26 protein-coding genes are annotated in these 21,397 nt (G+C 52.8%); 9 read left to right on the forward strand and 17 right to left on the reverse strand.

Annotated elements, in window-relative coordinates; genetic code table 11:
* Positions 1–30: 30 nt before the first annotated feature.
* A complete protein-coding gene (locus Q4606_RS08870; protein ID WP_303593926.1) occupies positions 31–897 on the forward strand; it encodes a LysR family transcriptional regulator ArgP in 867 nt (288 codons plus the stop codon).
* Here the strand turns inward: Q4606_RS08870 and Q4606_RS08875 are convergent.
* The gene (locus Q4606_RS08875) at positions 894–1,496 is read right to left on the reverse strand and encodes a CPBP family intramembrane glutamic endopeptidase (RefSeq protein WP_303607303.1); all 603 of its coding nucleotides are present in this window, start codon (positions 1,494–1,496) and stop codon (positions 894–896) included. The genes Q4606_RS08870 and Q4606_RS08875 overlap by 4 nt on opposite strands.
* Positions 1,497–2,351, reverse strand: a complete 855-nt coding sequence (locus Q4606_RS08880) for a crotonase/enoyl-CoA hydratase family protein (RefSeq protein ID WP_303593928.1) — start codon at positions 2,349–2,351, stop codon at positions 1,497–1,499.
* Positions 2,352–2,644: 293 nt separating this feature from the next.
* On the opposite strand from Q4606_RS08880, the gene Q4606_RS08885 reads away from it, so the two are divergent.
* Positions 2,645–2,851, forward strand: coding sequence for a cold-shock protein (locus Q4606_RS08885; protein WP_071266268.1), 207 nt, complete (start codon positions 2,645–2,647; stop codon positions 2,849–2,851).
* A gap of 56 nt (positions 2,852–2,907) precedes the next feature.
* Here Q4606_RS08885 and Q4606_RS08890 read toward each other — a convergent pair whose 3' ends face one another.
* Positions 2,908–3,981, reverse strand: a complete 1,074-nt coding sequence (locus Q4606_RS08890; protein WP_303593934.1) for a GGDEF domain-containing protein — start codon at positions 3,979–3,981, stop codon at positions 2,908–2,910.
* Between the two features lie 267 nt (positions 3,982–4,248).
* Between Q4606_RS08890 and Q4606_RS18215 the strand changes: the two genes are divergently transcribed.
* On the forward strand, positions 4,249–4,425 hold the full coding sequence (locus tag Q4606_RS18215) for a CCGSCS motif protein (RefSeq protein WP_368497018.1): 177 nt from the start codon (positions 4,249–4,251) through the stop codon (positions 4,423–4,425).
* Positions 4,426–4,495: 70 nt separating this feature from the next.
* Here the strand turns inward: Q4606_RS18215 and Q4606_RS08895 are convergent, their stop codons facing one another.
* Together Q4606_RS08895 and Q4606_RS08900 are read right to left on the reverse strand one after the other, a co-directional pair.
* A complete protein-coding gene (locus Q4606_RS08895; RefSeq protein ID WP_303593936.1) occupies positions 4,496–5,005 on the reverse strand; it encodes a copper chaperone PCu(A)C in 510 nt (169 codons plus the stop codon).
* 157 nt (positions 5,006–5,162) lie between these two features.
* Positions 5,163–5,501 carry a zinc ribbon domain-containing protein YjdM gene (locus tag Q4606_RS08900; RefSeq protein ID WP_303593938.1) on the reverse strand — a complete coding sequence of 113 codons (339 nt, stop codon included), beginning with the start codon at positions 5,499–5,501 and terminating at the stop codon, positions 5,163–5,165.
* Positions 5,502–5,668: 167 nt separating this feature from the next.
* On the opposite strand from Q4606_RS08900, the gene Q4606_RS08905 reads away from it, so the two are divergent.
* Positions 5,669–6,130, forward strand: coding sequence for a YaiI/YqxD family protein (locus tag Q4606_RS08905; protein WP_303593940.1), 462 nt, complete (start codon positions 5,669–5,671; stop codon positions 6,128–6,130).
* A 188-nt stretch (positions 6,131–6,318) separates the two neighbouring features.
* Positions 6,319–7,443, forward strand: coding sequence for a PQQ-dependent sugar dehydrogenase (locus Q4606_RS08910; protein ID WP_303607304.1), 1,125 nt, complete (start codon positions 6,319–6,321; stop codon positions 7,441–7,443).
* Here the strand turns inward: Q4606_RS08910 and Q4606_RS08915 are convergent.
* Positions 7,437–7,850 (reverse strand): GFA family protein, encoded by a 414-nt coding sequence (locus Q4606_RS08915; RefSeq protein WP_303593943.1) that lies wholly within the window; start codon positions 7,848–7,850, stop codon positions 7,437–7,439. The genes Q4606_RS08910 and Q4606_RS08915 overlap by 7 nt on opposite strands.
* A 100-nt stretch (positions 7,851–7,950) precedes the next feature.
* Positions 7,951–8,718, reverse strand: a complete 768-nt coding sequence (locus Q4606_RS08920; RefSeq protein ID WP_303607305.1) for a glutathione S-transferase N-terminal domain-containing protein — start codon at positions 8,716–8,718, stop codon at positions 7,951–7,953.
* A gap of 305 nt (positions 8,719–9,023) precedes the next feature.
* Here Q4606_RS08920 and dacB point away from each other — a divergent pair, with 305 nt between their 5' ends.
* Entirely contained in the window at positions 9,024–10,592 is a 1,569-nt protein-coding gene (gene dacB, locus Q4606_RS08925; RefSeq protein ID WP_303607306.1) for a D-alanyl-D-alanine carboxypeptidase/D-alanyl-D-alanine-endopeptidase, read from the forward strand.
* 65 nt (positions 10,593–10,657) lie between these two features.
* Here the strand turns inward: dacB and Q4606_RS08930 are convergent, their stop codons facing one another.
* Positions 10,658–11,680, reverse strand: coding sequence for a fasciclin domain-containing protein (locus tag Q4606_RS08930; protein WP_303593948.1), 1,023 nt, complete (start codon positions 11,678–11,680; stop codon positions 10,658–10,660).
* A 132-nt stretch (positions 11,681–11,812) separates the two neighbouring features.
* Complete coding sequence (locus tag Q4606_RS08935; protein WP_303607307.1) at positions 11,813–12,079, reverse strand: DUF2798 domain-containing protein; 267 nt, start codon at positions 12,077–12,079, stop codon at positions 11,813–11,815.
* Positions 12,080–12,221: 142 nt separating this feature from the next.
* Here Q4606_RS08935 and Q4606_RS08940 point away from each other — a divergent pair, with 142 nt between their 5' ends.
* Positions 12,222–13,136: a DUF6279 family lipoprotein gene (locus Q4606_RS08940; protein WP_303607308.1), complete on the forward strand. Its 915-nt coding sequence runs from the start codon at positions 12,222–12,224 to the stop codon at positions 13,134–13,136.
* Here the strand turns inward: Q4606_RS08940 and Q4606_RS08945 are convergent.
* From Q4606_RS08945 to Q4606_RS08965, 5 genes are read right to left on the reverse strand one after another with little or no spacing between them, the layout of a single operon-like run.
* Complete coding sequence (locus Q4606_RS08945; RefSeq protein WP_303593952.1) at positions 13,133–13,903, reverse strand: SDR family oxidoreductase; 771 nt, start codon at positions 13,901–13,903, stop codon at positions 13,133–13,135. The two genes, Q4606_RS08940 and Q4606_RS08945, sit on opposite strands and share 4 nt — an antisense overlap.
* Positions 13,904–13,920: 17 nt before the next feature.
* Complete coding sequence (locus Q4606_RS08950) at positions 13,921–14,610, reverse strand: histidine phosphatase family protein (protein ID WP_303593954.1); 690 nt, start codon at positions 14,608–14,610, stop codon at positions 13,921–13,923.
* Positions 14,610–15,674, reverse strand: a complete 1,065-nt coding sequence (locus Q4606_RS08955) for a phosphotransferase family protein (protein ID WP_303607309.1) — start codon at positions 15,672–15,674, stop codon at positions 14,610–14,612. Before Q4606_RS08955 ends, Q4606_RS08950 begins: the two co-directional genes overlap by 1 nt.
* Before the next feature lie 31 nt (positions 15,675–15,705).
* Complete coding sequence (locus Q4606_RS08960; RefSeq protein WP_303607310.1) at positions 15,706–16,527, reverse strand: SDR family oxidoreductase; 822 nt, start codon at positions 16,525–16,527, stop codon at positions 15,706–15,708.
* 38 nt (positions 16,528–16,565) lie between these two features.
* Positions 16,566–17,777, reverse strand: coding sequence for an acyl-CoA dehydrogenase family protein (locus Q4606_RS08965; RefSeq protein WP_303593960.1), 1,212 nt, complete (start codon positions 17,775–17,777; stop codon positions 16,566–16,568).
* A gap of 146 nt (positions 17,778–17,923) precedes the next feature.
* Here Q4606_RS08965 and Q4606_RS08970 point away from each other — a divergent pair, with 146 nt between their 5' ends.
* Positions 17,924–18,817, forward strand: a complete 894-nt coding sequence (locus Q4606_RS08970; RefSeq protein WP_303593961.1) for a LysR family transcriptional regulator — start codon at positions 17,924–17,926, stop codon at positions 18,815–18,817.
* Here Q4606_RS08970 and Q4606_RS08975 read toward each other — a convergent pair.
* Positions 18,811–19,167, reverse strand: a complete 357-nt coding sequence (locus Q4606_RS08975) for a hypothetical protein (RefSeq protein ID WP_303593962.1) — start codon at positions 19,165–19,167, stop codon at positions 18,811–18,813. The genes Q4606_RS08970 and Q4606_RS08975 overlap by 7 nt on opposite strands.
* A gap of 186 nt (positions 19,168–19,353) precedes the next feature.
* On the opposite strand from Q4606_RS08975, the gene Q4606_RS08980 reads away from it, so the two are divergent.
* On the forward strand, positions 19,354–20,520 hold the full coding sequence (locus tag Q4606_RS08980) for an isocitrate/isopropylmalate dehydrogenase family protein (RefSeq protein ID WP_303607311.1): 1,167 nt from the start codon (positions 19,354–19,356) through the stop codon (positions 20,518–20,520).
* Positions 20,521–20,575: 55 nt separating this feature from the next.
* On the opposite strand, the gene Q4606_RS08985 is transcribed toward Q4606_RS08980, so the two are convergent.
* Positions 20,576–21,148 carry a DUF1439 domain-containing protein gene (locus tag Q4606_RS08985; protein ID WP_303594352.1) on the reverse strand — a complete coding sequence of 191 codons (573 nt, stop codon included), beginning with the start codon at positions 21,146–21,148 and terminating at the stop codon, positions 20,576–20,578.
* 52 nt (positions 21,149–21,200) lie between these two features.
* On the reverse strand, positions 21,201–21,392 hold the full coding sequence (locus Q4606_RS08990; protein WP_303593964.1) for a CPXCG motif-containing cysteine-rich protein: 192 nt from the start codon (positions 21,390–21,392) through the stop codon (positions 21,201–21,203).
* Positions 21,393–21,397: the final 5 nt, after the last annotated feature.

The following is a 21,397-nucleotide window of genomic DNA, read 5'->3' on the forward strand; positions in this document are numbered from 1 at the left end:
CATATTGATAATGATGCATCAGTTTTACTTATGATCGATTATAAATTACTGGAAGCCCTCGCTACGGTTATAGAGACCGGTGGCTTTGAACGGGCTGGCATTGTGCTGGGTCTGAGCCAATCCGCCATTTCACAGCGCATTCGAACCCTGGAAGTACGCATCGGACAACCGGTTCTGATTCGCGGCCCGGTTACCAGAGCCACACCGGCTGGGCAGCAGCTATTGAACCACGTTCAGCAGGTTCAACTGCTTGAGCGGGACCTGGCAAAATCACTGCCGACCCTTTCCGAGCCTGCTGCGCGGTTGCGCATCGCCCTCAATGCCGACAGCCTGGCAACCTGGTGGGCAAGTGCTGTGGGTGAATTCTGCCGGGAAGAATCTTTGTTGCTGGACATGGTAGTCGAAGACCAGGACATAGCTCTACGCAGGATGCGCGAAGGTGATGTCGCCGCCTGCCTGTGCAGCAATCCGCAACCAGTAGCAGGGGCCCGCTGCGTGCCGCTTGGCACCATGACCTACCTGCCCTTGGCGACGCCTGCATACCAGGCCAGGTATTTCAGCCAGGGCTTTGATGAACAGAGCTTGCAGACAGCACCGGTTATTGTATTCGGGCCAAATGATCAGTTGCAGCACCGGTTTTTGGCTCAAAGTGGCTACCACGGCGCCTTCCCCTATCATCTATGCCCTTCTTCTGAAGGCTTTGTAAAATTGGCACTGGCCGGCATGGGTTACGGCATGATTCCGGAGAGTCAGGCTAAGCGTGAGCTCGAGGCGGGGCAACTGGTCAGCATTGCTCCCGGCCAATCTCTTGAAGTCGAGCTGTACTGGCATTTTTGGCGCCACAGCGGAAGGGTTATGGAGCGGCTGACGACCGCATTGAAAGCAGCGCACCCTTAATCATTCGGTCGAATCCTAATCCCAAACCATTGAGGATACCGAAGCAGAAAATACAGCGCGATCATGTCATAAACACCGTGCCAAACCATAACCAGAAGAATGCTGTCGGTAATCACATAGGTCAGCCCGAACACCAGCCCAAGGCATGTCGCGATCACAAAGTAAGTAAAGGATGCGTAGTGCACCAGGCCAAAAAGAACTGATGCAGCCAATACAGCGGTAGTGGCATTCGTGTGCACATTGAGCCAGCCCTGCAACGCACCCCGAAACAGTAATTCTTCGCCTACACCGGCAAAGACTGAGAGCAAAAAAAGCACCCTCCAGGAATACCCGGATGCAAACCTGTGCAAACCGCGCATTTGGCGGTCAAGGTTGTCGGGCAACAGGCGTGGAATTTGCGTGAGCAGAAGCAGAGCACCGTAGGTGCACAGAGCGCCCAGCACACCAAAAAGCACACTGAATAACAGCCTGTCTCCGGAGAAACCCACTGGAATGTCTGCAAAGAGGATTGCCAAAAGCCCGATGACCCCGATTCCACCCTGAAATGCCAGGGCGGTAACCGGAGAAATTTTCGACTTCGGCTGTTTATTCAGAGCCATTTATTGCTCAAAAAGCCCTTTTACAGCAAACAGGTCATCGTACTTGGGCGCCTGTTTTTGCGCTTTAGCCTGGAAGGTTTTCATCATGTCGGTAGGGCGGAACATGCCAGCCTGCCAGGTTGCCATGTACTTGAGGCTGTCGGCTACGGTGTGATCACGGCTGTAATTCAGCATCTCTTTACAACCAGTGACCGCAAGCGGCGAATTGGCCGCAATCTGAGCGGCTATGTCCATAACACCGGTAATCAACGCTTCCTGATCTGCATAAAGAGCATTTACAAACCCCAGATCCTTTGCTTCCTGAGCAGAAAACTTACGACCGGTATAGGCCAGCTCTCGCACAACGCCTTCCGGCATCAACTTGGGCAAACGCTGAAGAGTTCCAACGTCGGCTGTCATACCAAGTTCGGTTTCCTTGATCGTGAAGTATGCGTCTTCCGTGCAGTAACGGCTGTCCGCTGCACACACCAAATCCAGAGCCCCGCCGATGCAGCCGCCGTGGATGGCCGTCAATACCGGCAGGCGAACGTTCTCCAGGGAAGTCAGCGTATCCTGTAGCTGGAGTACAACCCGTCTCAGGTTTTCCGCCATCCGACCAGGATCACCGCTCATGGGAACAGCCTTTGAGTCAGTAAAAACCCCAAGATCCATTCCCGCAGAAAAATGCTTACCCGTAGATGACACAACAATAACCCGGGCATCGGTTTTCGATTCGATTTCCTGCATGCACCTGGGCAGTTCAAGCCAGAATGCTTTCGTCATGGTATTCATCGCTTCCGGGCGACTGAACTGCACATGGGCAATCTTGTTTTCGACGGTGATAGAAAAACTTTCGTAATTGGATAGCTCAGACAAGACAAAACTCCTTTATCAATTTATAAAAACTCTGAAATGCTGAGGCAAACATACCTCATGTTGCTGAAAATGTCGGGTTTATGCCTACAAGAAAGTTCTTTGCTTTTCAGCAACCAACAGGTACAGTTCACTCCGTTGGAAAGATTTAGCAAAGCACTTCATCAATAAGACGCATTTCAGTAGTTGTACGTCCTGTTTTTGATCACGCCCGTTTTTTGTTTCCGCATACCGCTGACCAGCCATCCAAACGATGAACTGGCGGCACTTTAAATGATTGAATTCAGGATTATATTATGTCTACTGTTACCGGTACTGTTAAGTTCTTCAACGAAGCAAAAGGTTTTGGCTTTATCACTCGTGAAGGCGGCCCCGACGTATTTGTTCACTACAGCGCTATTCAGGGCGGCGGTTTCAAGACTCTGGCTGAAGGCCAGCAAGTCGATTTCACCGTGACTCAGGGCCAGAAAGGTCCTCAGGCTGAGAACGTTGTTGCTGTTTAATTAACAGACAACGCTAAAAAAAGGCAGCTCCGGCTGCCTTTTTTGTTGCCCTCGTTTTATTGCTCCGGGGCTCCCCCACACTCTACTCGATTTCGACCTCCAGCCTTACCACGGTATAGCGCCCTGTCTGCGCGACCTATAACAGAACCGCGGTCGTCATTTTCATACATTTCACTCACACCAACGCTGGTCGTTACATCAATTGGCTCACCTGTAACCATCTTCCAATCGTGACTGCGAAGTGCAACCCTGATCCTTTCGGCGCTTGCCAACGCACTTTCAAGCCTGGTATCCGGAAGAATAACCAGAAATTCCTCCCCACCCCAACGCGCAACTATATCCTGAGTTCGCAGCTGAGCCGGAATTAGCTGCCCGATCTCTGCCAGTATTTTGTCACCCATTTCATGGCCATAACGATCGTTAATTGGTTTGAAATGGTCGACATCAAGCAGCATAAAGGTCACAGGGCGCCCCACCCTCCGAAAGCGTGCGATTTCATTATCGGCCAGATCACTTCCGTGGCGACGATTAAACAGGCCTGTCAGCGAATCGACCGTAGCCAGCTTACGAAGCTTACGTTGCGCTGAAACCACCATGCTCATGTAAAAGAAAGACAGGTAGGCAAACATCGCGAATACGACGCTTAGATTAAACAGGTGAACGCCCAGCAAGGCTTCAGGTGAGATTGGCTGAACCGGCTCGATAAACCACATGAGAATATCAAGCGCTATGTAGTAGCCCCAAAGACCAATTAATAACGAATAAATCGTGCTGCGCCGCACGGAGCTAATGCACAGCGCCGGAATGAACATCAGCAAATAATAATGAAAGCCACTGCCCCACCCGAGCATTATCGTACCAAGTGCCGAGTGAACAATAACTTCCAGCCAGATCAACGCGATAGCCAGACGGTTCTGCCTGCGCTCAAGGGCGTAATAAGCGGCAGCGTACATAGCGACACTGCCAACATTTATCCAGGCAAGAATGGGCGACCCGAGAAAATGAAACATGAAGAAGAAAGAGATATCGACAGCCGCTGCAATCTGGCACGCACGGCGGGCAACCTGCCAGAATTTCAGCCCCCGCTCACGCCGCGATGCAGGGTTAACAGTACTATTATCGTTATTCATATACTGCAAATTTCCCTGCAACAGAGCAGCCTGTTCTATCTGAATTTCGCCATTGAGCGCCCGGGCAAAAACACCGGGAAGCGAACCTGCTTACTATAGGTATATTCGCGCATGACTGTAGCACAAAAGCGAAACTCTGAATCCTTTTTCAGCAGGCTTGCGGTCACTTCCCACTCAAACAGCCGAAACATCCGTTGACTCCCCGCTTGACGCAAAATAAGATACATTGCATATGAATCTTATAGAAACCCAAAAGAGATATTTCTGATGACACAGTTATTTAAAGAAGTAGCCAGCCCCAAAAACGCTGACAAAGCAGAACAGGGAAAACCTGAAGATGGGATCGGTGCGCAAGCCGCCGGAGGGTCCGACAGCACCGAAAAAGAAACTGTAAAGAAAGGTAAACACGGAGACTCAGGCGTCTGCTGCGGGGGTTGTTCTTAAAAGCAAACCAAGTCAATAACATTGGCAGTGACGCCCTGAGGGCGTCACTGGCCACTCAAACCAGAGAACATCAGTGGTCCATGTGGTGCCCGGAATGGTCCATTTCGGGCTTTTTCATGTCACTGTCCAGCGACTCTACGGTGAGCTCTACTTCAATCGCGTCTGCGCCTTCAAACTCCAGCGTCACGGGAATATTTTCGCCCTCCTTCAGCGGTTTCGGCAGTTTTTCCAGCATCAAATGGTAACTGTGCGGCTTGAGCTCTACCGCTTTACCAGCCGGAATTACCAGCCCACTTTTCAACGGCTGCATACGCATAACACCGTCTCTCATTTGCGTTTCATGGATTGAAACATGGCCCGCTCTGGGCGTACTCGCGCTGACCAGTGTGATATCCCTGTCGCCGTGATTTTCGATCACCATATAACCGACACCCATAGGCGTCCCTGGCGGAGTCGGCCGACTCCAGGGATGATCAATAGCAATGTTTCCATGAGAGTACTCATGGGCCATCGCAACATTGGCAAAGACCGATACGATCAATGCGCTAGTGGCAAACAGCAATGTTATTAGTTTTTTCATGATATCTCGCGTCGCTACTGTTGAACGGTTGAACATTTGTATCAGTTTCTGAAGCTACAGTGCCGACAGTGTTGCGCTCAGACCGGTTCAGCGCAAGTGACGGACTGCGTCGAATAGTCGCAGCCTTCAGAGCAGCCGGAACTCGACGCTGCCAGTCTCAGGCTTTTTTTACAAACTCGGATTTAAGTTTCATGGCGCCAATACCATCAATCTTGCAATCAATGTCATGGTCGCCGTCTACCAGACGAATGCTCTTAACCTTGGTGCCAACTTTTACAACCGAGCTTGAACCCTTGACCTTCAGATCCTTGATGACAGTAACGGCGTCGCCGTCCTGAAGCTCGTTACCGTTGGCATCGCGAACGACCTTTCCCGCATCGGCTTCAGCCGCCTCTGCTGCTGTCCATTCATGGCCACACTCGGGGCAAACTAACTGAACGCCATCTTCATAGGTATATTCAGAAGCACACTGGGGACATGGTGGGAGTTGTGACATTTCAGTTTCCTGTTCGTTGAATTGAAACAGGATTATACCACCAACGTCGTGGTGAGAAGCTTGCAAGAACTCTGGCGATGCCGACAATTACAATCAGGTATCTACTACCAGGCTCACAACAACAAAAGGTAAACTCTCAACAAACTGAACCAACGAAGGAGCCATTCATGCCAATCTGGGTCGATGCCGACGCCTGCCCCGTGCCCATCAAGGAAATTCTCTGCCGTGCTGCCACGCGCTGGCAAATACAGACTACCTTCATAGCAAACCATGTCATCAAGCTGCCGCCCGGCCCTCATATCAAGGCCAGACAGGTTATGCAGGGTTTCGATGTGGCGGACAACGAGATCATGGATCAGCTTAGTGCCGGAGATCTCGTAATTACCCAGGATATCCCGTTAGCGGCCGAAGCTATTGAGAAAGGTGCCGATGTTTTTAACCCGAGGGGTCAGGCCTTCACGAAGGAAAATATTCGCCAGCGCCTAGCTATGAGGAACTTTATGGAAGAGATGCGTAACGCTGGACAGGTTACTGGCGGCCAGGCTCCATTCAACCAGACCGACAAAAAAGAATTTGCTGACAAGCTGGACCGGTGGCTACAGCGCAACCGCAAGCCCGACAATAACTAAGGTAACAAAAAGACCGGCGCCCGCCGCAATCTTCAGCCCTTCCATCATTTCCTGTTCTGCCGTCATGGCTGTATCTCCCTGGCCTAATGGTGTAAACAGATCGTATGAAAAACATCTGCCTTGATTCAGCAACTGCACAATTATATTAATGATAGTGATTATCATTTGCAATACAAAGAGAGGCTCATATGCAAACTGCCCGATCCTTGGTAACACTCATCGGCTTGTTTCTTTCGGGGCTACCCCTCATCGCCTCAAGCCAGACCTATACCGGCGAAGATACTCGCTTCATGCTGGAAACCGTCGCCGAGGATCTCGAGCACCCCTGGAGCCTGGCCTTTCTTCCCGATGGTTCCATGCTCGTTACAGAGCGGGCTGGCAGGCTACGCGTCATCCAGGATGGAAAGTTGTTGCCGCAAGCCGTTCAAGGGCTTCCTAAACCTGCTGTATCAGGCCAGGGCGGGCTTTTCGATATAGTTCTGCATCCGGAGTTTTCAGAAAACCGGACACTGTTCCTCAGCTACGCACACAACTCCGGCGACGGAATGACTACTCGGGTAGCGCGTGCAATCTATGACGACGGAAGGCTGAAAGACGTGAAGATCATCTTCGAAGCGCTCCCGCGTTCCGGTGGTTCCCGCCACTTCGGGGGCCGAATGGCTTTCGACGCACCTGGCTACCTTTATATTTCCGTTGGGGACCGCGGCGACAAGGATCGGGCTCAGGACACTGAAGACGACGCAGGCGGGGTCCACCGTGTCACCATTAATGGCGAACCGGCACCTGGCAATCCGGGGCTTAATAACTCGGCCATTAATAGCACCCTGTTTACCTGGGGAAACCGGAACATTCAGGGCATGAGCGTTCATCCCGAAACCGGTGAGATCTGGACTCATGAACACGGCCCGCGAGGCGGCGACGAGGTCAACATCTTAAAAGCCCGCACCAACTATGGATGGCCGGAGATAACATACGGTATTGGTTACTCCGGCATTCCAATCAGCTTGCGAACCGAAGAAGAAGGTATGGCACAACCCCTGCACTACTGGGACCCGTCTATTGCACCTTCAGGCATGGCGTTTTACCGCGGCTCTGAGTTTCCTGAATGGCAAGGCAGTTGGTTCGTTGGGGCGTTAAAATTGCGGAAACTGGTTCGGCTTGAAGTGACAAACGGAGAAGTGACCACGGAAGAAGACTTACTCACCGATCTTGAAGAACGCATTCGAGATGTCAGGACAGGCCCGGACGGAAGCCTATGGCTGCTAACGGACTCCTCGCGGGGCAAAGTCTACCGAATAGTGCCGGTTCAGTGAGGATCGCCAGTACGCTCGGTTTTTTCGTACTGGGGTAAGGTATCGGTAATCTCATACCAATCCGATTTCGAACCGGTGTAGACATGCTGCGCCGGCCCCTTTCCCAGAGGCTCGTTGATCACGCCAACACGCAGCCGGAGAATGCCGGGAATTGCGTCAACGCGACTGTACAACTGGCTTCCGCAACGACTGCAGAAGGCTCGGTATTTCCCCGGGCGCGATTCGTATTCCGTCAGCTTGTCTTCTCCGGATAAAAACCGGAAACGCACTTTCTGCACCGGGGAGCTCGCAGAGAACGCACTGCCGTGAGCGCGGCGACACTGGCTGCAATGGCAAAGAGAAAGCGGGCCCAGCGGGCCCTCATATTCAAAAGTAATATCACCACACAGACACTGACCGGTATACATAGACTTCCTCTTGATCATTTCCCGGGAGCTTTAAAGCTATTCGATAGCCAACCATGATACCTGCCATGGCGCCGGCGAAACAGCGCGAACGACCTTTGTTTTAGCCATATTGCGCGTTCAGATAATCCAGTATGCAGGCAGACTCGAACAACCCCTCCCCGGTATTCGGATCCTCAAGATAAGGCACCTGAACCCTGCCGTGCGCCTTGAAGAAAGCATCGCGCTTTCCGCCAGGTGCCGGCGCGTATGGCCCTGGCTTGATGCGCTGCTTCGCTGGGCCGATTTCGGTCCAGTGCTCCTTACCCAGGTTATGCAGAGTGTAAGGGATCTCCAGCTCACAAAGCCTCTCTCGCACCAGCCGGGAGAAAGGGCTGCCTTCAAAACTCCACAAGTGCAGCGGCTGCTCCGGCTGTTTTCCCGAAGCGGCTCTTAGACCTCTCATGGCGCTGGCTACAGAAGCAAATGAACCCAAAACCGGCTGCCAAACACGCTCGCGGTAGTACCCAGGCACAGGTCGACCTGCATACTGGAGGAACAGGTACTTGATGATAGCTTCCGACTCGTACATCACCGTCTGCGTATTCTGGTCGACCAGCATAGGAAATTGTTGCTTGCCCCCTGCGGCCTCTGCCTGTCTACGGAATATGTGGCCACCTTTCGGGCAAGGCCGGATCTCAACATCAAGATTAAGCGCGGTCAGAGCTTCGCGCACCCGACGGCAGTAGGGGCAGCCTTCCATGTCGTAAAGCACGAGAGGCTGCTCCGGCTGTGGCACTTCGCTTACCACCAGGCATCCACGCCACGCTGTAAACGATGAGGTTGCGACGGAGCCCAGTACGTTCGCGTGGTGAGCGAGTTTATTAAACATAATCAAATCCTCAATTGGTAACCCGACCATTATCATTAAATAACAAGGCTTTCCATTGGCTTACGATTGCGGGAACGACCGACAAGAGCGCATCAGCCGGTATCTTCTTGACGCCTGCATCTCCGCTTCCACCACACTGACTTACACTCGGTCACAAAAACCCATTATAAACAAGCAGGCTACTGGCATTTTTTAACGTCATGTAGAGGTTTTCTGCATAGTACAACAAGCAAAGATGAGCTATTGTTAATTTTAGGAATCTAATTTTCGCAGCTTTTCAAGCAACCACTATGGTGATGCCGGGTATGCCGTATTCAAACAGCGCAGGGAAAGTCACTCTTCGGCAAAAGCGTCCAGCGCTGGCCCTCGCTGCAGCACTTGTTCTGACACCTGCCCTGGCATACTTGCCCTCAGCGCTGGCTGACGACAACGACAGTTCTGGCTATAGCAGCAACCGCCTCTGGGCCACTCAGATGCGTGACTACGCAATGAAATCCCTGAAAAGCGACGAAGCTCTCAGCATGGCAGCGGTGCCTCTGAATGGCCCCGGGCTTGATCAGAACATCAATGCCGATGTACCCATGAGCCCCGGCTCTATCATGAAGGTAGTTACCACTTACGCAGCCCTGGAAATTCTCGGGCCTACCCATCACTGGGATACAGATTTTCTCACCGATGGAGAAATGGTCGGAGATACCCTAAAAGGCAGCCTCTACGTGCGCTTCGGCGGAGACCCGAAACTCACCTTTGAAAGACTCTGGACAACCCTACGGGAACTTCGGGACATGGGAATCACCCGCATTGACGGTGATCTCGTTCTGGATGGCAGCTATTTTGAAGTCGATGGAGGTTTTCCCGCGTTTGAAGACAATGGCAACAACCCATATGCGCCATTTCTGGTTGAGCCGTCTGCCTATCTGACCAACCTCAATCTCATGCACTTTCAAGTGCGTGCTGACGAACGCGGCACTCAGGCCTGGAGCACTCCAGCCCTCGGCGAGATAGCTATCGACAATAGGGTAACGGCCGTGGCCGAAGGATCCTGTCCTTCACGCCGTAGCTTTGAGTGGAAACCGATATTTCAGGAGGGCGGCAAAGTCACAGTGCGGGTAACTGGCGAGCTGCCGCAAGGCTGTCGCACAACAAAATACCTTTCACTGCTACCCCACGAGCAATACAGCGCCTCCATGATTCGCTCACTGCTTGGTGAGATGGGCATTATCGTATCCGGTGGAAACCTGAACGGTATAACTCCGGAAAATGCCCGACTGGTTATGAAAACCACATCGCCAGATCTCGTCACTATGGTGCGGGATATAAACAAATGGAGCAGTAACGTGATGGCACGGCAATTATTGCTGACCATCGGGGCGCAGAACCGGCTGGATAACGAGAATGACGACAGGGTTGCCGGCATACGCGTGATTTACGATTGGCTGGAACGCAAAGGCATAGACACCTCCGGGATGGTGATTGACAACGGAGCTGGCCTCACCCGCCATGGCAGGATTACCGCAAGACAAGGCACGAAAATCCTGCAACATGCCTGGAACAGCCCCTACGCTTCAGACCTCATGGCCTCCATGCCGATAATCGCCATGGATGGAACCATGGCCCGCCGCCTGCGCAACACCGGCATGGATGGCGAAGGCCGTATTAAAACCGGTTACCTCGAAAACGTGCGGTCAATTGCCGGTTTCACGCGGGATGAGAACAACACAACCTGGGCGGTTGTAGGAATGGTGAACAATGACCCTGCCTGGAATGGACAGGCTGTGCTGGATCGGGTTCTGTATTCCCTGCATTTCCGGCCGCCTACAGGGACGGCACTTTCTCGGGTAGATTCAGGCAAGTCGAGCACTTCCGTCCAATAAAAAAGGCCGGCTGAATTAGCCGGCCCAACACTCGTTATTTAAGCAAAACAACAGTTTTTTAAGTATCAGTCGACTGAAAAAATCACCTTGTCGATCACATGAATCACGCCGTTGTTCGCTTCAACGTCTGCTTCGGTGACCGCACTTCCCTCGATAACCAGAGCGTTATTTTGAATGTCCACGTTCAAAGTGGTGCCAGCCAAGTTTGTTACTGTACCGCCGTTCGAAGCATAGGCCGTAAGTGAACCTACCTCAGCTCCCAGAATGTGTTGGCTTAGAATGGACGACAGATTAGGATCGTTGAGCAAGTCACTTGCCGTAATGTTGAGATCTGCCAATAGCGCTTCAAAAGCGGCATCCGTTGGCGCAAACACCGTCAAGGTCGAATCTTCATCCGAAGCTGCAGCGAGCAGATCGGAAGCGCCATCAGTACCAAGTGCGGCTAACAGGATTGTGAACTCAGCACCTTCTTCAGCGCCTGCTAGCGCCGTTACGATACCCGCAATCGTGGAATTTGTATCACTGAGATCGCTCGGGGGAGGAAGGAGTACTTTATCGATGATGTGAATAACGCCATTAGTCGCGTCTACATCAGGACCGGTTACTCGAGAGGTGTTTACATACAGTACGTCCTCACTATTTTCCTGGGATATTGAGAGGGCGACGTTTTCACCGTTCACCGTTGGAACCAGGTTTTGAGGGATAGGGCTTTGCGCGACACTGATCGCTGCGTCTGCCTTCACTTCACCCACTGATGTTGCAAGAACATGGTATTTCAGAACCGTGTTTAACAAATCCGTGCTGGCCAACAACTGCTCTGCAGTGATGCCCAAGTCATTCAATAAAGCTTGGAACGCTGCGTCTGTAGGAGCGAATACTGTTAACTCATCATCTCCCCCAAGCAGTGCCGCAATAGCGGGGTCTGCTTCAAGCACTGCCGCTTCAAGGACCGTCGTGTTTTCATTTTCGACAGCGATTTCCAGAATATTTTGCGTTGCAGGATTTTCTGCGACGTTATCATCATCACTACAACCCACCAGCATAACACTGCCGGCCAAAACCATAGTTAGTGCAACTTTTGTTTTCATTGTCTCGAGCCCTCTGTTCCAAGGTTAGTTAACAGAATCAAGTGGTTTGAAACTGCACAGATTCAGCATCTGCACTGTGCGTACAAGCAACTTACGGGGAGGCAATAAAAACGGATTAGAGAATTTTACATTTCAGTTTACGGGCGTACGCTTACTGTCTTCGGTGGGCCGCCCCAGGGTCATTTCGGTTAATTTCACTGCTATAGGTGCTAAAAAGGTGACCAGAGGGAAAGCCACAGCCCATGCCACCAGAAAAGCGGGGAGCCAACGATAAAAAAACTGGTTGTCTATACCAGTGTTGATGAAGGTAATTACTGCGGACATCAGCAGCGACATCATTCCGGACATGTAGAATCCAAAAACAATTTGGCGTAAACGTGCGGGTTTAATTCGACTCATGAGTGCTCCTCGTCAGATTACAGGTCTCCGGACAACAGCATCCGAAAACCTGCACATGCCGTATGATTGTTTAGATAAACACTGGATATTAATAAGCTAGCGATCTTTTTTCGATAGGTTTGTTTACCGAGTCAGGCTTTATATGGATCAGTATGAGCATTCTTTTCAGGTTCGAGCCAAACGGGCTGTCATCCTGCTGCTCGTCACTATTTTTGTCGTTTCAGGATGCAGCTCCACTAAACTTGCATACCGCTACGCAGACTGGGGCATTATCTGGTGGGTTGAAGACTTCATTACACTCACTGAACCCCAGAAACAGCAGCTGAATGCAGACATAGATAACCTGAAAGATTGGCACTGCAGCACCGAGCTTCCGCGTTATCGCTCATGGTTGGACAACCTTCAAAGCGACCTGGCTACAGGCGATCCGGGGCCTGCAGAAGTCAGTGGCCTTCAAAGCCAGCTGGCAACATTTATCCCGCCACTTTTGAACCAGGTCGCTCCCATTGCTACGAATTTGCTATCCAGCCTCAGCGATGAACAGGTGCGCGAGCTAGCAGACAATATGGCGGAAAAACAGCAGGAACTGGAGAAGGAATTTCTCTCTGGTAGTTCGGAGCAGATCGCAAAGGCAAGGGCTGAACGGACGGCAGAGCGCGCTGAACGATGGTTAGGAAGCCTGAATGGCCGGCAACAAACCAGCATTAACAACTGGTCGGAAAATCGCGCCGGGCAAACAACAATCTGGCTGGAGGGGCGCAAACACTGGCAGGAAGCCCTGCTCGAAGCCCTTAGAGAACGCGATGAGCCAGGTTTCGATGCCAGAATCACTGATCTCATCAATAATCCGGAAGCCGCACGGGGCGAAGCTTATTCAGAGATGATGGATACAAGTATGGAAGCCATGACTTCACTTATTCAGGATCTGCTGCTGGCAAGCCATCCATCACACCTGGACCACCTCGCCCGCCAAGCCTCGAAATTGAGCGGCGACTTCAAAGCTCTCACTTGCCAACCGGGCTCCGAAGTCGCATCACAGGCTCTTACGAGTCGTTAAATCGTAAGATAGCCGCCATCTGCATTAATGCAGGCGCCCGTAGTGTAGCTGGAAGCATCCGACACCAGATACAGAACCGTGCCCGCCATTTCGCTCGGATCTGCCACACGCTTCATGGGAATGTGCGCCATAGCCTGTTTCTTGATCGCATCGTTGGTCGTCAGGGCACTGGCAAACTTGGTGTCTGTCAGCCCGGGCAACAGTGCGTTTACGCGAATCTTCTGCTGGCCCAGCTCCATGGCGAAGGATTTGGTCATGGAAATAACTGCGGCCTTGGTCACTGAGTAAATGCCCTGGAAGTGGCCCGGGTTTACGCCGTTGACCGATGCCACGTTCACAATCGAACCACCGCCATTTTTCTTCATCAGCTGCGCTCCTCGAGCACACATGAAGAAGTAACCACGAATATTCACGTCTACCGTTTTCTGGAAAGCACCAAGATCTGTATCTTCCGCTGGCCCAAAATAAGGGTTGGCTGCCGCATTGTTAACAAGAATATCCAGTTTGCCGTGTTCTTTCTCAATGTAGGCCCAGATAGCCTCGATCTGATCCATTTCGCCAATGTGACAGGCATAGGCTTCTGCGCTACCACCGGCCTCACGGATACTGCTGGCAACAGCTTCACAGCCGTCAATCTTGCGGCTGGTAACAATGACATGGGCGCCGTAATCCGCCAGCGTGCGGGCAATGCTCTCGCCGATACCACGGCTGGCACCGGTAATAAGAGCCGTTTTGCCAGTCAGATCAAACAGGTCTTTCTTGCTCATTCGTTCACCTCAATGTGTTATCGGAAGGTCACCAGGGCGGGGTCTTCCGCTTCCAGGTGGCTGTAATTGTTGAAAACAGACAAACTACGGCGCCCGGCGGAATAGAGAACACGGGTAACGCTGGTATTGGCGATTACCGAGTTCAGAGCCAGTGCCCGTTCGTCTTCAAGGCCCAAAAGGCGCTGACACATAACCGCTATGGGGCCTCCAGATGTAGAAACGAGTACATCACCCCCGTCTGCGTACTCAATCATTTCATCAAAAGCCGCAAGAACCCGTTTTTTGAAATCGGTCCAGGTTTCGGCATATTCCGCGTCATATTCCCCGGATGCCCAGCGCTGAACCGCTTTCACGAATTCCTTCTGAAAAGCTGCCGCCGGTTTAGGAAACGTCGCGAGATCTCTTGCCATCACCTGCCGGTCGCTCCACTCTGGCCGATAACAATTCACAACCGAGATATGGTCGAACTCGTTAAAACCGGGAGCGACCTGCATATCCGGTAGCTGCGCACCGTAGCCGGTTGCGATGGCTTCAACGGTTTCCCGGTGACGCTGCAAATCGCCGCCAAAGATTGCTGCAGGCTTGATCTTGTCGACCATCCAGCTACCCAGAACCTTTCCCTGCTCCCAGCCTCTGGGCGAAAGCTGATCGTAGTTTTCCTTTCCAAAGCTGGCCTGGCCGTGGCGCACAAGGTACACAGTTGCCATTAAAGAGCACTCTCTGAGATCAACCGCTGACAGCGTTTCTCCAGATAGTTTGCAGCATGGCCGAAAGCGGCAAAACGTTTGTCACTGGTCTGGCCATGATAGAAACGGTAATAGATCTGCTGGACAATCACCGCCAACCGGAACAAGCCGTAGATTTCGTAAAAATCGAAGTTATCTGCCCGAAAACCAGACTGCTCCATATAGTAGGCGACGACTTCCTTGCGCGTAAGCATACCCGGGCGATGGGTAGGCTGACGGCGTAGCATCTGGAACGGACCTTCGTCGTCTGCCTCAATCCAGTAGGCAAGCGTGTTGCCGAGATCCATCAAAGGATCGCCAATTGTCGCCATTTCCCAGTCCAGCACCCCGATGACTTCAAAGGGGTTGTCCGGGTTGAGTACCACATTGTCAAAACGGAAATCGTTGTGAATCACAACCTGGGCAATATCATCTGGCATCTTGTCGTTCAGCCAGGACATAACCGCTTCAAAATCGCCGACATCATCTGTGCGAGCCTTGCGGAAACGGTCACTCCAACCGCCGATCTGCCGCTGGACATACCCGTCACCCTTGCCCAATGAATCCAGGCCCGCGGCCCTGGCGTCAACTCGATGCAAGTCCACCATCTTGTCAATTACGCTCAGGCAGAGCTTGCGTGTGTCAGCCTCACTCAACTCCAGGTCTTTCGGGAAATCCTGGCGCAGAATGATGCCCTTCATTCGCTCCATCACATAGAAGTCGCACCCCAGCACATCGTGATCATCACAAATAGCGATAATGTCAGGCACATATGGATAAACGGGCTTCAGAGCCTGCATCACCTTCGCTTCGCGAAGCATGTCGTGAGCAGACTTTGCAATCTTGCCAAACGGCGGGCGGCGCAAAACGAACGATCGATCGCCGTAGTCCACCTGATACGTCAGGTTGGAAGCACCACCCGGGTACTGGCGGATCACCGGCTCGCCCGAAAGGTCCGGGATGGCACCTTTCATAAACCGGTCGACGGCCGAAAGGTCCAACTCCTCTCCTTCGCGGATATCTTCCGCCTGGTCAATCTGGGTCATTCAAGACTCTCCTTTTGTTCCCGCGTTCCGGTCAGGCCTTGGCCTTACCGCCCATTTTCTTCATCCAGCGCTTGCTCTCTTCAAACATCAGCTTATCAAAAGCCCAGGGAGCGTAACGCTTGAGTATCCACATGCGGCGTTCTTTCACATGCGGCAAAACCCAGAAATTCTTGTTCTTGACCGAGCGCACAATGTCTTCTGCAACATGATCTGCAGAGATAGTAGAGCGCTTCATCAGCTTGGTCACGTTCTGTTGAATGCCCGGAATGTCTGAACGCATGCTGTTGGTAAGATTGGTCTGGAAAAACGCCGGGCACACGCAGCTGACATGGATACCGTCACTCCGTAATTCCTGGCTCAAAGTCTCCGACAGCGCGATCACTCCGGCCTTGGACACATTGTAACTATTCATCATCGGCGCCAGCATCAGGCCCGCCATAGACGCAATGTTCACAAAGGTACCTGAACCCTGTTTCTTGAACTGGGGCGTAAACGCCTTGCAGCCCCGCACCACTCCAAGCACATTGATATCCAGTATCCATTCCCAGTCAGCCATGGTGGTATCTTCAATTGAACCGGCAGAGGCTACGCCGGCATTGTTCACCACCACATCAACGCCGCCCCACTTTTCCGTAAGATCCGCGCAGACTTTTTCCAGATCCGTCAGCCGCCGGACATCACACTCAACAAAATAGCCCTCGCCACCCACATTGTTGATTTCCTGTTCAACACCAACGCCCTGTTCAGGGTTAATGTCACCGATACAGACCCTGGCGCCTTCTCTGGCATAGCGCAACGCAATGGCCCGGCCAAGGCCGCTAGCGCCGCCTGTTACGAATACTCTTTGTGTCATGTGTTTGTCCGTTGTTTGTTTTTAAATAAAACGAAGAATCAGTTTTTATACTTGCGCAACTCAAGGCGAGCAACCGTGGCACGATGCACCTCGTCCGGACCATCTGCCAAACGCAGTACACGAGCATAGGCAAACAATTGGGTCAGTGGGAAGTCGTCATCGCTCACGCCGGCGCCACCATGGATCTGAATAGCCTGATCAACAATTGTTTGAAGCATATTGGGAATCACCGCTTTGATCATGGCAACCTCCTGAATCGCACCCGCAATACCCTTGGTGTCCAGAGCCCAGGCGCATTTCAGCGTCAATAAGCGTGCCTGCTCAATCGACATGCGGGCGTTGGCAATAATATCCGGGTTACCACCCAGCTTGGCCAAAGGACGACCGAACGCCTCACGGCTCATCGCCCGCCTGACCAGCAGTTCCAGTGTGCGTTCAGCCGCACCAATCGCTCGCATACAGTGATGCACCCGGCCTGGCCCAAGGCGACCCTGGGCAATTTCAAAGCCACGGCCGGGGCCTGCAATAAAGGCACTCTTCGGCAAGCGCACGTTATCAAACAGTACTTCGCCATGGCCGTAAGGCTCGTCATACTCACCGAACACCGGGAGCATACGTTCAATCTTTACACCCGGGGCATCCAGCGGCACCAGAACCATGGAGTGACGGCGATGTTTATGGGCATCCGGATCAGACAGGCCCATAAAAATAGCAACCTTGCAGTCCGGGTGGCCAATACCTGTGCTCCACCACTTACGGCCATTGAGCACCACTTCGTCACCTTCCACAATCGCAGTTGCTTCCATAGTGGTTGCATCAGATGAAGCCACTGCCGGCTCGGTCATACAAAACGCAGAGCGGATCTCGCCACTCAGCAAACGCGGCAGCCATTCGGCCTTTTGCTCCTCGGAACCGTAATGGATCAGAACCTCCATGTTGCCGGTATCCGGCGCATTACAGTTGAAGATTTCAGGCGCTATAAAGCTGCGACCTGTTTCTTCTGCAATCAGGGCGTAGTCAGAGTTGAGAAGGCCACAACCGTGCTTTTCATCCGGGAAAAACATGTTCCAGAGCCCTTGAGCTTTGGCCTTTTCCTTCAGCTCCTTGATAACTGGTAACACAACCCAACGATTTTCAAGCGAGGCCAGCTCTTTGTGGTACTGAGCTTCCACCGGGAAGATTTCTTCCGCCATAAACGCTTTTACACGCTTTAGATAATCCTGACCCTTTTCAGAGATACTGAAATCCATTGCCGAACCCTCGTAGAAATTGCACAAGCTGGTGCGATGAATATAAGCACGATGAACCCAGTCTAAAGTTGCACTAACTATTACGCGACTGAATTATTCTTATCATTTATTATTAACCATACTTATTAACTTGAGGCATCGTAGTTATGGCCGGGAACCGCCTGGATCTCAATCTTCTGCATGTTTTCGACACCATATACCGTGAGGGCAGTCTTACCCGTGCTGCGAAGGCCTTGCACCTTACTCAGCCGGCGGTGAGCCATTCTCTGTCGCGTCTGCGTGATCATTTCGACGACCCGCTGTTCACGCGCCAGGGCAACCAGATGGTGCCAACGCCTCTGGCTCGTCGCTTTCTGGAATCCATGAAACCCGGTCTTACCCAGATTCAGGGCGCGGTTAATCAGTTTCACGCGTTTGATCCGGCGAATCAGCGCAAGACCTATTCTCTGGGCTTGAGAGATGTTCTGGAGTCGACTTTTCTGCCGCAGCTCATGCAACGGCTGGACCCGTATCCGGAACTTGAGATTGTCAGCAAGCGTATTCCACGCAGGGATATGGAAACCCAGCTCGCGGCCGGCAAGCTGGATTTCGCTGTCGACGTGCTGTTACCAATCAGCAGCCAGACATCACACGAATTATTGAGGCAGGACAGACTCGTTGTTCTGGCCCGGGAGGGTCACCCACTGGCATCACAGGCTCTGGATATGAACGGGTATCTTTCAGCGCGTCATGTGCTGGTTTCATCACGCACGGAAGGGCCAGGAATTGAGGATTTCGCGTTATCGCGGCTAGGGGTTCAGCGCAGTATTCGCCTGCGTTGCCAACATTACTACGCCGCCTGCCGGGTTGTTGAAGCAACCGATCTTCTGCTGACCATGCCGGAAACCTACGCCAGAATCATTTCAGAACAGGCCAGCATTACCATTATGAACCCACCGGCAGACCTGCCCTCTCTCGACGTGCACCTCTACTGGCACAAGGCTTACGGTCAGGAGCCGGCGTTAATCTGGTTCAGGGAACTGCTCAAGGCTATTCAGTAGGCGCCAACGGCCGCCAGAAAGCCGAAAAAGCCAATAGCCGTGATACCAAGCGAGGCAACCACAATGCCGAAGCCCCACCAGACCGCTGCACCATCCGAAATAGCAACACCGTGGCCACGCAGGGTGCGGTAAAACGCCCATGGACCAAGAATAAACGCTCCGACTACTGCAAATACAAGCCCCACACTGATACCGGCAAATGTCCAGGTTGCAAGCACGGTTGCACGATCCGATAGCCCCTCTCGAACCCCATGGTGCTCAAGAAACTTCTTGCAAAAGAACCAGACCAATGCGAACAGGACAACAACGAAAACGATGCCGCCAATGATGGTAATGAGTCGGTAGAGCAAAGAGATCGTCCTGTGAGTTCGTCATACAAATTTCGAGCATCAGCTCGCCCACTGCCGCAAACACTATAACGTCCAGCCGAGGGTGGGTAAAACGGCTTTATTGGCCTGCGTGGTGGCGTCTTGTGTTTGGGAAGCTAAACTGGGCTTGTTATCTATACGAGTCAACTCGAAAAAGGAGTCGCCAACATGGCCCAAACTATCCGCATCGCCGTAACACCGGGAGACGGGATCGGTCCGGAAGTCGTGGGGGAAGCCATACGCTGCCTCGAAACCCTGCGTACCAAACATGGTTTGGACCTTGAGTGGACGAGCTTTCCCTGGCCGTCCCATGCCTGGCATCAGGAACACGGCGAATCCATGCCCGACGATGCACTGGCTCAGCTCAAAGCCTACGACGCAATATTGCTGGGTGCCCTGGGTGATCCGGGCCCACTGGATGACCCGAGCCGTTATCTTTTGACCGACAGCGTCTCGCTAGCCCCCCTTCTGGACATGCGCAAAGGCTTTGACCAATGGGTATGCGAACGCCCTGCCCGCCTGTTACCGGGGGCCCGGCAGTACCTTGCAGACGAACGCGCGAAAGATATCGATATGCTGGTGATTCGGGAGAATTCCGAAGGTGAGTACGTAAGCCAGGGCGGTCGCCTGCGCAAAGGCACGGAGGATGAGATTGCGACGCAGATGGAGGTGTTTACCCGCAAGGCCACCAACCGCATTATTCGCTATGGTTTCGAGCAGGCCCGCACCCGGGCTGCAGACCGGGTTAAAGAAGGCCGTACCAGAACCTTCCGCTCCCTTGATGGCTCTCAGGATGGTCGAGCCTGCGAAAGCCAGGTTTGCCTGATCACCAAGCGAAACGCCCTCCGCTATTGGGGCGATATGTACACCGAAGCGTTCGAAGAAATCAGCAAGGAGTTTCCGGATGTCGCTACGCATCACGAACTGGTCGATGCGGCCTGTATGAAGTTCGTTCAGAGCCCCTGGGCCTTCGATGTGGTGGTCGCCAGCAACCTGCAAGGAGATATTCTTACGGATCTTGCAGCCGTGCTGTCGGGTGGCATGGGCGTTGCGCCATCCTGTAACCTGAACCCCACAGACCCGGACATGCCATCCATGTTCGAGCCTACTCATGGCAGCGCTCCGGACATCGCTGGCAAGGGCCTGGCAGACCCCACAGCCATGCTGTTTACCACAGCACGCATGCTGGAATGGTTAGGGCGGAAAGATCCGTCGATGGCGACTGCTGGCAAGGAGCTGTTTGATGCCGTGGCCGCAGACCTGGCGGATAGTGCCGGGGCCCGGCGGGAAACCAAGGAAATCGGCGACGCGATCTGCCAAAGGCTGTCAGCCTGAAAAAGCAGTGACAGAGCCAGAAAGGGTTTTCTGGCTCTGTCTCATTCATAAACGTTTACTCGTCAGCCATCACGAATTCCAGACGACCCGGCGCCACCCGGATATCCATAGGCACCATGCCGAACATCCGCTGAGCCAGATTGGTGTCATCCAGGCGGTATACAGGCATGGTCTCAAGCATCTGGGCTACAACCCGCATCACACTCTCGGTGACCGGTGCCAGATCGCCTTTGAAGAAACCCGCATCAACACTGCTTTCCAGCAGTTTTATTCTGCGAATGTAAATAGCCTTTTCCGTGCTGTCGTAGACCGGCGCGCCCTCAATCTTCAAGGCAATATCAACCGGCAGTTTGGCCAGAAACGCGTTCAACGCAACCTGCCCGTTCAAATCCACCACCGCGACATCCCGGCCGTCCGGCCCCAGGGTAATGTCGGCACTGTCGAGACTCAAGCTGAGTGGAGAGCCACTTTTCAGCTGCGTGCGATCGTAATCACTAACCACATCCTGAAGATGCTTCTCCAGCTCTCCTTCCGAAATTGAATAAGGTGAAATGCTGGCACAGCCACTGGACAAAGCAAGCACCAGAAACACCATGCCCCAAAGGCGACTCAGGTGCAGTTTATTCATCATCACTCTCCATTGGTTAAGCCGCCACTATCTGGCGGCAAACCCGGACTGGCTATTCGTTTTCAGCCCGGGCATCTACGTGAGGGATGAGATTATCGTCGAAAACCACCTTCAATAGAATGGGCTGACAACACACCTGACAGTCTTCCACGTATTCCTGCTCCGCCACTGACTGATCGACACTGATCTCCAGCGCCTCCCCGCAGTAGGGGCATTGGATAAGTACAGAGTCCAGAGCCGACATAGGCA

The sequence above is a fragment of the Marinobacter sp. 1_MG-2023 genome, assembly GCF_030549045.1.
Lineage (GTDB): Bacteria > Pseudomonadota > Gammaproteobacteria > Pseudomonadales > Oleiphilaceae > Marinobacter.